Source organism: Vibrio sp. ED004 (assembly GCF_023206395.1).
Taxonomy (GTDB): Bacteria; Pseudomonadota; Gammaproteobacteria; order Enterobacterales; family Vibrionaceae; genus Vibrio.
In genome coordinates, this window is sequence record NZ_CP066149.1 from 1858761 (window position 1) to 1871262 (window position 12502).

The window sequence follows — 12502 nt, forward strand, 5'->3', positions numbered from 1 at the left end:
AATCTAGCTTTTGATGCTTAGCTGGCTTTCAACGAACTGCACTCGCTCTGCTACCGACATAAATGGCACTTCAACCACCTCATAACCTAGCGCTTGATAGACGCCGACTAGCGTGTGGTGAATCTCTAACGCTTCTTCAAATGGGTAAGGGCGCACTTCATCTTGCACATAAATCGAAGCCTCTGGGCGGCAGAACAAGACTTGTGAGTGATAGCCTTGGCTTGCTTCTCGGTAAGTCGCATCTATATCTAGTTTCGCCTGAGCTAAATAGCCACAAATGTCGGGAATGGCGCGATCGAGAAAGGCAATCGGATATTGATTGGCTTGGTCTTTTTGCTCGTCCATCACATCCAAACATAGCTCAGCAAAGCCCGGAAGGTCTAGCCAAGGTAAGATACCGTTTTCTAGCTGACTTTGCTGCTCGATTAACTGACGAGAGGATTCGGCGAAGGTTGGGTAACCCGAATCTCCCAAGGCATTAATTAGTGTTGTCTTTCCGGCGCCAGGGCCGCCAGTAATTATGATTGGGTTCATACGGGCTTATATAATGCGTTTCTAATGATGTTATTTCTGGTTCAGTTGAGCTAGGAATTTATCCGATTCTGCGATGGCAGCATTCATCTGCTTAATCGCGTAGGCGATGTCTTTTTCTAAGCTCATGAACTCGCCTTGCAGTGAACCAACCGCGCTCGCATTGAGGTTATGCTTTAAGTAAAGCGTGTTATCTCGAAGGGTATTGAGCACAGGATCCATTTTCTTTTCTGCACGCTTCATTGCGGACAACATGGTCTTGTAAGAGGACTCAGTCTCGCGCAGTTTTTGCTCGCTTGAGCGACGCAGTGAGTCACTGGTGTAGAGGTCTAACTCTCCCTGCCACTCTTCAAACAATGCATCCGAAACATCTTCAATTGCCGCGATTCGATCACTGACATTTTGAGCGGCTTTTTCGCTGTCTTGGTATTTATCGTTGATTTGGTTGTACATGTCTTCTAGGTCGCCGCCACTGAAGTTAGTCAGGCTGCTGAGTGCTTCAAGTGCGCTAGTAAACTCTTCCTGAGCATCCTGCTGTGACTCTTTCGCGTCTTCTACTCTGTCGACCATAATGTCACGTTTGTGGTAACCCACTTGCTCCATTGCGGAGTAATAAGCTGACTGGCATCCAGTAAGAGTAAAAATAGAGAGGACTATAACTATTAAATAAGGCATCCTAGTTTCCTATAGTTAAATAATATCAATCGTAGTAAATAACCGCTCAACCTAGCTTGTTAAAATCCTCGATAACGGCGTTAGAATTTTTGATTGTAGAATAACTACTTATCAAAACTATTCTTTGCGGATAAGGGCTGCCTTGTTCTCAAGCCTTTTTCCTACGCTATTATTGAACATCTATTCACTGTGATTGATATGTCGGAATAATAATTAGGACTATGAACGAGTTACAAGGGAGTTACAAGTTGAAGATAAAAAAGGTCGGCACACTCAGCATTCATTTTTCTCGCTATCTTTTGGCGCGAATGACGCATGATAGAGTCAACGTGAATGCGGGTTACTTGGCGTACATTACTTTGCTCTCAATCGTACCGATGTTGACGGTTTTGCTCTCTATCCTCTCGTCATTCTCTATCTTTACTGATGTTGGGATCGTGATTCAAAACTTCGTCATTACCAACTTTGTCCCAGCGTCAGGAGATGCAGTGCACGGTGCCTTGCTCGAGTTTGTTGCTAACACGGGTAAGATGACGGCGGTCGGTAGTGTGTTCTTGTTTATAGCGGCACTGATGCTGATCTCTAACATCGATAAGAACTTAAACTACATCTGGCGTGTCAATGAGAAGCGACGTGCAGTGTTGTCTTTCTCTATGTACTGGATGGTGCTAACACTTGGGCCTATCTTGGTTGGGGCGAGCATTGCTGCCACTTCGTATGTGACATCGTTAAGCCTGCTACAAAATGAAGTCGTATCTGGCGCCTTTAATACCGTAATTCGCAAACTGCCTTTGATTCTCTCTTTCTTTGCGTTCTTCGGTTTGTACTTGTTGGTTCCCAACAAAAAGATACATTTTTCTCACGCAGCGGCAGGTTCTCTGGTTGCGGCTCTGTTGTTCGAACTCAGTAAGAAAGGCTTTGCGGCCTACATTACTCAATTCCCTTCTTATCAGCTGATCTATGGCGCTTTGGCGGCGATTCCGATTCTTTTTGTCTGGGTGTATTTGTGTTGGCTGATCGTGTTGGTTGGTGCTGAGGTGACGGCGGCGCTCGGTGAGCACGAACAGTGGAGTGACACGCAAGAAATGGTACACTCTTCGGATAACGACAAAATCACAGAGCAAGGAAACAACAGTGATAGCACTGATCCAGAGAGTAAGTGAAGCTACCGTCCGTGTTGATGGCGAAGTAGTTGGTGAGATTGAGCAAGGCTTATTAGTTCTGTTAGGCGTAGAAAAAGGTGATGACGAAGCCAAAGCCAAACGTTTGATGGAACGAGTGACCACTTATCGTGTCTTTGGAGATGAAGACGATAAGATGAACCTCAACGTGAAGCAGGTAGAAGGTAAGGTATTAGTGGTATCTCAATTCACTCTGCCAGCCGATACCAAGAAAGGCACACGAGCAGGCTTTTCTCGCGGTGCTCACCCAGAAGATGCAGAACGTCTTTACAACTATTTCTCTGACCAATGTGAATCAGTGTTGCCAACGGAACGTGGCCGATTCGCAGCCGACATGAAAGTGTCTTTGGTCAATGATGGCCCAGTAACATTCTGGCTGCAGGTTTAGGCTTAAAGGAATAAGCATGTTTAAACTCATAACTCCAACCACCGAAAATCAACTAAACAAGTATTACCATTTTCGTTGGCAAATGTTGCGCGAACCATGGCGAATGCCTGTAGGTTCAGAGCGTGATGAATATGATGGCATGAGTCACCATCGCATGATTGTCGATGGTCGAGGTCGTCCAATGGCGATCGGCCGTCTTTATATCACTCCCGATCTCGAAGGTCAGATCCGCTACATGGCGGTGAAGAACTCTCGTCGTAGCAAAGGCATGGGCTCACTGATTTTAGTCGCGCTAGAGTCACTGGCGCGTCAAGAAGGTGCTAAGCGTTTGGTGTGTAATGCACGCGAAGATGCGATCTCATTCTACGAGAAGAATGATTTTGAACGTCGCGGTGAGATTAACGACCAACGCGGCCCTGTGCGTCACCAACAGATGGTTAAGCATCTTGACCCAATGGCAGACGTACTGCGCAAACCTGAATGGTGTAATGAACTGCAGCAACGCTGGGAGCATCAGATCCCTATCAGCGACAAGATGGGTATCAAGATTAACCAATATACGGGTTACCAATTTGAGTGTAGTGCCCAACTGAATCCAAACCTGAACCCGCACAACACCATGTTTGCTGGTTCTGCCTTTACGCTGGCGACCTTAACGGGTTGGGGGATGACATGGTTACTGATGAAAGAACGTGGCCTAACCGGTGATATCGTTCTAGCGGACAGTAACATTCGTTACCGTCACCCGGTCGAGCAAAACCCTGTCGCTTCTACTTCTTTAGACGGTATCAGTGGTGATTTGGACCGCCTCGCATCAGGAAGAAAGGCTCGCATTATTATTCACGTGACCATTCATAGTGGCGATGTGGAAGCGGTAGAGTTTACCGGAACCTATATGCTGATCCCTGACTACAAGAAAATCCTATCGACTGATAGCAAGGTGAGTGAATAACGTCACTATTGCTTGATGAACGCTTACTTGATTGTAGATTGAGTTATCGATTGAAAGCGCTACTCCTGTGGAGTGGCGCTTTTTTGTTTGCCCAGCGAAGCTGGCAAACCCGTTAGGTTGAAAGAAACCTGAATCACCCCGACTGAGGGGAAGATAATCCGAATCGCAAGGGCGTTGCTGGCTAACGGCAGGGTCTGAAGGAAGCGATAGGAAGTTAACAGTACACAACGCAAGTAAACCTGCTTCGGCAGTATAGGTGGGTAAGCGTCCGAAATAGCGCGAAGCCCTATACTCAGTCAGACCTATGCTGTGCTTGAGGGTGGCATTGTTAACAGGGAGCCAGTGCAGTAACTGGGGAAGCCTGACACCACATCCAAAAGTCTGGAAGCACAAACTCGAAGCGAAAGCTAAGAGCTGTGTTGGTGCGAGGTGGCAGATGAATCCGTAGTAGTGAGTAAGGCTAAGCCCGAGAAGCCCAGTAATGGTGTGGAGGAGAAAACTTAGCTGACCATCAGCATCAAGTCTGATGGAGCACTGAAATGCCAAAAGCACTCAGTGCTGCGAAGGGAGGAAGTACACTTTAAGTCTGTGATGAACAGATGTTTTTTTTTTTTCAGTGATACCCAAACCGAATCGCTATCGGGGTATTCCTAGTTTGGTTGATTGTGGAAGCAAGATACTGAGCTAAGAAACCGTATAGGGGAGTAACTCTGACACACTTCAGTAAATTGCCATTGAGCTAGAAGGCTGAATAGCAGAGAGAAATAACACCCACACTGGACATGAAACACTTGTCCCCACACAGCACACAACCCAAGGAGAGAAAGTGCGAGTTTATTACAGTTTATATGGTCATCTGCTCAACAAAGAGAGGCTGTATAAAGGGTTTAAAAGGTAAAGAAAGCGAAAGGCGCGGCTGGAATAGATGAGCAGAGCCTGAGCGACTACGCCGAAAATCTGAGTGATAACCTCGATCAACTCCTCTCTGAACTCAAAACCAAGCAATACAAACCTCAGCCAGTCAAACGAGTAGAGATACCCAAAGAAGACGGAGGGGTACGATTGCTTGGGATCCCAACCGTTAGGGACAGAGTTGTCCAACAAGCACTCAATGATATCCTCACCCCATCTTCGAAGAGCAATTTCACCCATCAAGTTTTGGGTATAGACCGAATCGAAGTTGTCACGATGCAATCAACAAATCCACGATGTTTATCCGCCGATACGGATTACAGCACGTCGTAGATATGGACTTGTCGAAGTGCTTTGACAAACTCGACCATGAGTTGATCCTCAAGAGCATCAGAAGGCGAGTCACAGATAGCAGCGTGTTAGAGCTGATAAAACAGTTTCTGAAAAGTGGCGTGATGATAGACGGTAGTTGGCAGGAGACAGAGCTAGGAAGTCCACAAGGTGGTGTTATCAGTCCTTTGATTGCCAATATCTACCTTGATGGTTTCGATCAGGAAATGCGAAAGCGTGACCATAGGCTCGTTCGTTATGCGGATGACATACTCATCTTTTGTCGTAGCAAGGCAGGAGCAGAGAATGCCCTTGCACAAGCGACGAAGATCCTAGAAGGAGAGCTTAAACTCACAGTGAATCAGACGAAATCACATATAGCGCACAGCCGTGATGGCGTGAAGTTCTTAGGTGTAGAAATCGGGAGTCAATTTACCCGCATTCAAACTAAGAAACTGAAAGGGTTCAAAAGTAAGTTAAAGCGACTGACAAAGCGAGGTGCGGTAAGCCACTTGAGCAAGTCATAAAAGCTTTAAACCCAGTGTTAAGAGGGTTCAGTCAATACTTCAGGATCACCAATAGCAGCAGAGAGTTCTCAAGGTTAGCAGGGTGGCTACGAAGAAGACTTCGTAGTATCCAGTTGAAACTTTGGAAGAAGCCTCAACGGTTACACCGAAGGTTAAAACAGTTAGGTATAAGCCGCCGTTCCAACATATCTCAATGACAAGTTGGGTCAGTGCAGCGAGTCCCCTATCAAGCTATGCGATGCCAAATCAATGGTTTAATGACCAAGGGTTGGTAAATCTTGGAACAATAAGGACAGGGCATGTGTTCAGCCAATATGCTGAATGGAAGTGTGCATGAGCCGTATACGAGGTCCGTACGTACGGTTCTGTGAGAGGGATGAGGCGGTAACGCCTCACCCTACTCGATGTTGGCAGTCATTAATCTCTGCATATTCAGCTTGGTCGAGCTTTCCTGAGATTTGATGGCATGGATCGGACAGAGTAATAGAAAGCGTGTGTAACTCGGTTTTAAGCAAGTCGAGCTCTCCCGTTACTTCACCATTTAACGTTTGAACCCTTTGCGAACCTTCCTCGGCTGCGGATGCACCAATAATGTGCATCGGTTCGAGTGTGAAACGGCCACGGTCAAAATTGGCATTGAGCTCTGGGATCTCGAAGACGTTATCGTTTGAGGTTTCAGAAAGCGTGTCGTTAAAGGTCATCACGCCTTGGCGAACGCTACCAGTGAGTTGACCTGTGGTTGAATAGCCAAGCATCAGTGAGTCACCATACAAACCCGCGGCTTGAAGTTCGAATTCGCCATAACCGGTTGCATCAAGCGGTAATTCCAGTTGTTGCAGCATTGGCGAGATAGGCAAGCCATCGGCAGATATATCTATATTCCACGGCTTGCTGATTTGGTTAAAGTCGAGTGTTGCATTGGCTTCAACATAACCATTCTTTAATGGCATAAACAGACGTGTCAGCGTCCATTTTCCTTGTTCGCTATTCATTTCAACTACAGGTTGAGCGCTGAGGATATTTTGGTAGCTGGCATCATTGGCGCTGGCCATCAATTTGCCTTGCCATAGACCCAGCTTTCTATCTTGCAGCAGTTGAACGTGATGCCCTTCGACATGCAGCCCTGATACCTGCCAGTAAGGTTTATCTGCAAGTTGGATGAGTTGGGTGCGTTCTACATTCAGTCGGTTTATAGAGGCTTGTTGAAGCTCTGAAAGCCAAGGTATTAAGCGTGCGGCGGGTAGATGATTGTCTTGGCTTTCGGTAATCCACTTGATGCCTTGAATATCAAGCTGTGCCAAATCAATGGCGTCAGGGGTAACTTTGCCATTTAGCTGAATACTGCCTTGCAGGAATTGTGTATAGAAGTCTTCAACCAAAATTTGGTTGGGGTTTAGATTCAGCTTGAGGCTTGGGTCGATGAATTGATCATTGTCTAAGGTGACGCCTTCAGCTTGCAGAGAGAAAATGGCTTTCTGTTGCTTCCACAGTTCAAAAGGCAGTTGGATGTTTTCTAGTGAGGCATCAAAGGCTGCAAGGTGACCATCCTTCCACTCTACGTCGCTACGCAGCATATCTAAGCTGTTGATGTGGTTAATCTGAATACCTGCCACATCCCATTCTTTGTTCAATAGACTTTGAGTTTGTTCTTCATTTAATCGCAAACCATCAATCGTCACATTCACCAATGACCAGTCATGTTGATATTGTTCAGCTTGCCCAGAAATCTTGGCACCACGCCAATCAAATGAAGCGCCATAAAGGGTGCTGTCACTCGGTTTGAGGTCTAGGTCAATCAACAGGTTATCGAAGGCTTCGCCTTGCCAATATAACTGCGAGGCTGAAAGTTGGGTTTTGCCATAGGGTAGCAGTGAGTTTTGGTTATCCCACTCGGGTTCGGCGATCTGCAGGTCGATGCCTCGTGCATTAAAGTCTGGAGTCGAGAAATCTAGGTTATTGATCGCTAGCTGACGGAGCTTGAGGTTTGGGTGAGTGAATAACTGTTTGAGTGTGTCCAGATCGTCGGCTTCTAACTGCAGGCCGCTGATCAATACGGAGTCCAACACTAGCTTAGCTTCAAGAACAGAGTCTGGGCTGAACCAGATATCGATCTTGTCGATATACAGAGGGGGTTGTTTTTCAGATTGGCTTTGGGCGATGCCCATTAAGGTGATGTGATAAGGCGCCTGATACTCAACATCTTCAATGAGCACTGGTTGTTCAATCGTATGCTTGATAAAAAAGTTAGCAACATCGGCGCGGTATTGAGTTTGTAGGCTTAATAGCAACGCTGCGATAACCGCAACGGCGATAGCCAACACAATGCCGAACACCATGAATACCTTTTTCATTCCCTGAAAGCCTCAAATCTCAATAGTCTTAAAACAGAGTGGAACAAAAAGGGTCAAGCATCAACAAAAAAGCCCCTCAAAAGAGGGGCTTGCTACAAAAATATCATTTTAAATTGGGCGTTCGCTTTTGGCTAAGCCCGAGCAGATGGTTGGGTTAGTCTAGTTGAGGACCTGCAGCAACCAGTGACTTACCTTCAGCGTTGTCTGTGTACTTATCAAAGTTGTTGATGAAGCGTTCTGCTAGATCTTTCGCTTTGCTTTCCCATTGTAGTGGGTCAGTGTACGTGTCGCGTGGGTCAAGAATCGCTGGGTCAACATCGTGTAGCGCTAGTGGCACTTCTAGGTTGAACATAGGGATAACCTTAGTATCAGCCTCGTCGATAGAGCCATCTAGGATTGCGTCGATGATGCCACGCGTATCTTGGATAGAGATACGTTTACCTGTGCCGTTCCAACCTGTGTTTACTAGGTAAGCTTCTGCGCCAGCTGCTTCCATACGTTTCACAAGCACTTCAGCGTACTGAGTTGGGTGAAGAGTAAGGAACGCCGCACCAAATGCCGCAGAGAACGTTGGCGTTGGTTCAGTAATACCACGCTCTGTACCTGCTAGCTTCGCTGTGAAGCCAGATAGGAAGTGGTACTTCGTTTGCTCTGGAGTCAACTTAGAAACTGGTGGTAGCACACCAAATGCATCAGCAGTCAGGAAGATAACCTTTTGAGCGTGACCTGCTTTTGATACTGGCTTAACGATGTTGTCGATGTGGTGAATCGGGTAAGAAACTCGAGTGTTTTCTGTTTTAGAACCGTCATCAAAATCGATAGAACCATCGCCACGAACCGTTACGTTTTCTAGTAGTGCATCACGGCGGATAGCATTGTAGATTTCTGGTTCTGCTTCTTTAGATAGACGAATGGTCTTCGCGTAACAGCCACCTTCAAAGTTGAAGATACCGTCGTCGTCCCAACCGTGCTCATCATCACCGATTAGCTCACGCTTAGGATCGGTAGATAGCGTTGTTTTACCTGTACCAGATAGGCCGAAGAAGATGGCTACATCGCCTTTCTCGCCTACGTTTGCACTACAGTGCATTGAAGCGATGCCTTGTAGAGGCAGTAGGTAGTTCATCATTGCGAACATACCTTTCTTCATCTCACCGCCGTACCAAGTACCACCGATGATTTGAACACGCTCTGTTAGGTTGAAAGCAACGAAGTTTTCAGAGTTTAGCCCCTGTTTTTCCCAGTTAGGGTTGGTTGTTTTAGCACCGTTCATTACCACGAAATCAGGTTCGAACGTTGCTAGTTCTTCGTCAGTTGGACGAATGAACATGTTCTTAACGAAGTGCGCTTGCCACGCTACTTCAGTGATAATACGTACACTTAAGCGCGTATCTGGGTTAGCACCACAATAACCGTCAATGACAAACAGGCGCTTGCCAGATAGCTGAGTTGTCACAAGCTCTTTCAGCTCATTCCATACTTCAGTTGTAATCGGTTTGTTGTCATTTTTGCCTTGATCTGACCACCACATGGTATCGCGGGTCGTGTCATCTTTAACAATGTACTTATCTTTTGGTGAGCGGCCAGTAAAGATACCAGTGTCAACCGCAACAGAGCCTAGTTCCGTTACTACGCCTTTTTCGTAGCCTTCTAAACCTGGCAGTGTTTCTTCAACGAATAACTGCTCGTAGCTAGGATTACGAAGAACTTCAGTAACGCCAGTCAGTCCGTGCTTAGTTAGATCAATTTGTGCAGCCTTAGTATGTTCCATAACGGTCATAGGTGCTCCTTGTAGGATATTTTGTAGGGATTTTGTATTAATTTTTTATTGTTATCTGCTCACCATGCTAGCAACGAGACTCGGGGGAAACAGGGATACAGCTCAAAAAATATCCATATTAACCTTAGGGTTTTAAGCGTCTCGTCACATATTGGCCCAACTAGTCTATCCTGTACGCAAACCTTTGCGCTAGGGGCGAGAACATTATTAATTGATTAAAATTAAGCGGTGATTTTATTACGAAATGTTAAGGAGTTTGCGCTATTTTGATCACAAAAAAGGCCAGCTGAGTGCTGACCTTTTTGGGGTAAATTACGTGTTTTTGGTACGCCGTAAATTAATGAACCGTATTGCTGCCTTTATCTGCTGCTTCTGCGTACAAAGCATCAACATCGTTCTTGTCGAACGAGTAGTTTGTGCCACAGTAATCACAGTGCAGAGCAACGCTACCTTCGGTGCTTAGGATGTCGTAGATCTCTTCTTGAGCAACGGTAATGATAGCCGCCGCGCTGCGATCACGAGAACAACCACAGAAGAACTCAACCGGTTGCGGTGTGAACAGCTGTACTTTCTCTTGGTTGTACAAACGGTAAAGCAGTTCGTTCGCTTCTAGAGTGAATAGCTCTTCGTTTTTCACTGTGTCTGTTAGCTGCTCTAGGTGCTCGAAGTCGTCTGGTGTGCCAGTGCCGTCAGGCATAACTTGCAGCAACATACCTGCAGCGTGCGCTTTACCTTCGTGCTCGCCAGTACGTAGCCATAGACGAGTTTTAAGTTGCTCAGAGTTAGCGAAGTAACCTTCAAGTACTTCAGCAAGAGTGTCGCCTTCAAGACCAACAATACCTTGGTAACGCTCACCTTTCTTAGGATCGATAGTGATCACTAGGTGGCCTTTACCCATCAGGTCGTGCAGACCAGCGTCGTCAGCGATATCGCCTTCAAAGCGAGCAACACCGCGGATCTTCTGATCGTGATCGCCATTAATAACTGCTAGAGATACTGGGCCGTCACCTTGCAATTGCATAGTGATCGAACCTTCAAACTTTAGGGTCGCAGTTAGTAGCGTTGTTGAAACCAATAGCTCACCCAGTAGTTTTTGCACGGGTGCTGGGTATTCCTTGCTAGAAATAATTTGTTGGTACGCTTCATCCATTTGTACCAATTCACCACGTACTGATAGATCTTCAAATAGGTAGCGATTTAAAACATTACTTGTAGACATTGGGTCTGCCATTTGGCTATTCCTTCTAGCTTATTGATGCTTGAACTTGATGATGTCACGACGTTGCTTCTTATCAGGGCGACGCTCTGGAGCTGGGTTATGAGCATTCAGTTTGCGCTGTTTTGCAAACTCTTCTCTTTTTGCCAAGCTCTCGGTGGTTTCTTCATAGAGGGTTTGAGCGATCGGAGCTCCACCGCGATGGGCAGAGATTTTCTCGATAGTCACCGTCTTTTCTTCATTACCTTGACGCAGTGTAATCACTGCCCCAAGTTCGACAATTTTACTTGGCTTGCTGCGCTGACCATTATAGTGGACTTTGCCACCATCGACCATGTTGCGAGCAATCGACCGGGTTTTGTAAAAGCGTGCTGCCCACAACCATTTATCGAGTCTGACAGCTTCATTAGCAGTTTTCATATAGGGCTGTGCCTTATTAAGTGAGAAATGAATGCGGTTTAACTGTAATGAACAGTGCGCAACATGTTTTTGATGATGCTTATCACATTAAGTAGAAGCTTTAAGTGGAGGCGGTTGGCATTTTTTTCAAGTCATATTACAAAATAGCCATGTTATGCCGATTTATAGATTTGCTATGATATAGTTCAGGATCTTATGCTTAAATAAGCTCGGTATCGAACGAATGAATAAAAAAGCTGAAAGTTTAATGATTTGCAGCGTTTGTCGTCATGAAAAGGGGCAAGGAAAGTGAACTTTTTAGAGCTCAAAAATAGCATAGGAAATTCTCCTGTGTTGAGCCGCTTATTAGAGAATGGATTTGTACTTCAGCAGAAACTGAGCCTAGCTACGTGTTGTGTGTTGATCGCAGCTTCTGCATGGATTTTAGGACAGCTTGCGTGGTTTATTGAACCTGCCGAGCAAACAGTCGTGCCTTGGAAAGCAACGGCTTCATCGTCTTCTGCACCTCAATCGACCCTTGATATCTCATCTTTGCAGAAGAGTAACCTTTTTGGTGCCTATAACCCAACTGCGGCTCCAGTGGTTGAGCAACAAGTGATCCAAGATGCACCAAAGACGCGATTGAACCTGGTGTTGGTGGGCGCAGTTGCCAGTTCGAATTCTAAATTAAGTTTAGCTGTGATTGCTAATCGCGGCACGCAAGCAACCTACGGAATTAACGAAGAGATAGAAGGCACCAGAGCCAAGCTCAAAGCCGTGTTAGTGGATCGCGTGATCATTGATAACTCAGGTCGTGATGAAACCTTGATGCTTGAAGGTATCGAGTACAAGCGTCTAGCGGTATCAGCCCCTGCGCCACCTCGCGCTTCTTCATCTGTTCGTGGTAATAACCCCGCTTCTGCAGAAGAGAAGTTGGATGAAATTAAAGCGAAGATAATGAAAGATCCGCAACAAATCTTCCAATATGTTCGCCTGTCTCAGGTGAAGCGCGACGATAGTGTTATTGGTTATCGTGTGAGCCCTGGCAAAGATTCAGAACTTTTTAACTCTGTTGGGCTCCAAAACGGAGATATTGCCACTCAGTTAAATGGGCAAGACCTGACAGACCCCGCCGCTATGGGCAACATATTCCGTTCCATCTCAGAGCTGACAGAGCTAAACCTGGTCGTTGAGCGAGATGGGCAACAACATGAAGTGTTTATTGAATTTTAAAACTTTGCGTCTAATGAAGGACGAAAG

At 46.0% G+C, this 12502-nt stretch carries 10 protein-coding genes and 1 pseudogene; 5 read left to right on the plus strand and 6 right to left on the minus strand.

The window, feature by feature from the left end:
- Window positions 1-3: 3 nt before the first annotated feature.
- Window positions 4-534, minus strand: a complete 531-nt coding sequence (locus ITG10_RS08390) for an AAA family ATPase (RefSeq protein WP_017633225.1) — start codon at window positions 532-534, stop codon at window positions 4-6.
- A gap of 30 nt (window positions 535-564) precedes the next feature.
- Entirely contained in the window at window positions 565-1206 is a 642-nt protein-coding gene (locus ITG10_RS08395; RefSeq protein WP_026084486.1) for a DUF2959 domain-containing protein, read from the minus strand.
- A 221-nt stretch (window positions 1207-1427) separates the two neighbouring features.
- On the opposite strand from ITG10_RS08395, the gene ITG10_RS08400 reads away from it, so the two are divergent.
- The 4 genes and pseudogenes from ITG10_RS08400 to ltrA all read left to right on the plus strand — a co-directional run bounded on the left by ITG10_RS08400 (window position 1428) and on the right by ltrA (window position 5833).
- The gene (locus ITG10_RS08400) at window positions 1428-2369 is read left to right on the plus strand and encodes a virulence factor BrkB family protein (protein WP_128644449.1); all 942 of its coding nucleotides are present in this window, start codon (window positions 1428-1430) and stop codon (window positions 2367-2369) included.
- Window positions 2341-2775, plus strand: coding sequence for a D-aminoacyl-tRNA deacylase (gene dtd, locus ITG10_RS08405; protein ID WP_017633228.1), 435 nt, complete (start codon window positions 2341-2343; stop codon window positions 2773-2775). The genes ITG10_RS08400 and dtd overlap by 29 nt, the downstream gene beginning before the upstream one ends.
- A 16-nt stretch (window positions 2776-2791) precedes the next feature.
- Entirely contained in the window at window positions 2792-3727 is a 936-nt protein-coding gene (locus tag ITG10_RS08410) for a bifunctional GNAT family N-acetyltransferase/hotdog fold thioesterase (protein ID WP_017633229.1), read from the plus strand.
- Between the two features lie 826 nt (window positions 3728-4553).
- Window positions 4554-5833 (plus strand): annotated as a pseudogene (gene ltrA / locus ITG10_RS26465) (group II intron reverse transcriptase/maturase).
- A gap of 55 nt (window positions 5834-5888) precedes the next feature.
- Here ltrA and ITG10_RS08425 read toward each other — a convergent pair.
- The 4 genes from ITG10_RS08425 to hslR all read right to left on the minus strand — a co-directional run bounded on the left by ITG10_RS08425 (window position 5889) and on the right by hslR (window position 11263).
- A complete protein-coding gene (locus ITG10_RS08425) occupies window positions 5889-7832 on the minus strand; it encodes an AsmA family protein (protein WP_248386826.1) in 1944 nt (647 codons plus the stop codon).
- A 169-nt stretch (window positions 7833-8001) separates the two neighbouring features.
- Window positions 8002-9627: a phosphoenolpyruvate carboxykinase (ATP) gene (gene pckA, locus ITG10_RS08430; protein WP_017629471.1), complete on the minus strand. Its 1626-nt coding sequence runs from the start codon at window positions 9625-9627 to the stop codon at window positions 8002-8004.
- A 337-nt stretch (window positions 9628-9964) separates the two neighbouring features.
- A complete protein-coding gene (hslO, locus tag ITG10_RS08435; protein ID WP_017629472.1) occupies window positions 9965-10858 on the minus strand; it encodes an Hsp33 family molecular chaperone HslO in 894 nt (297 codons plus the stop codon).
- An 18-nt stretch (window positions 10859-10876) separates the two neighbouring features.
- The gene (gene hslR / locus ITG10_RS08440) at window positions 10877-11263 is read right to left on the minus strand and encodes a ribosome-associated heat shock protein Hsp15 (RefSeq protein WP_017629473.1); all 387 of its coding nucleotides are present in this window, start codon (window positions 11261-11263) and stop codon (window positions 10877-10879) included.
- Between the two features lie 288 nt (window positions 11264-11551).
- Between hslR and gspC the strand changes: the two genes are divergently transcribed.
- Window positions 11552-12475, plus strand: a complete 924-nt coding sequence (gene gspC, locus ITG10_RS08445) for a type II secretion system protein GspC (RefSeq protein WP_128644319.1) — start codon at window positions 11552-11554, stop codon at window positions 12473-12475.
- Window positions 12476-12502 lie beyond the last annotated feature (27 nt).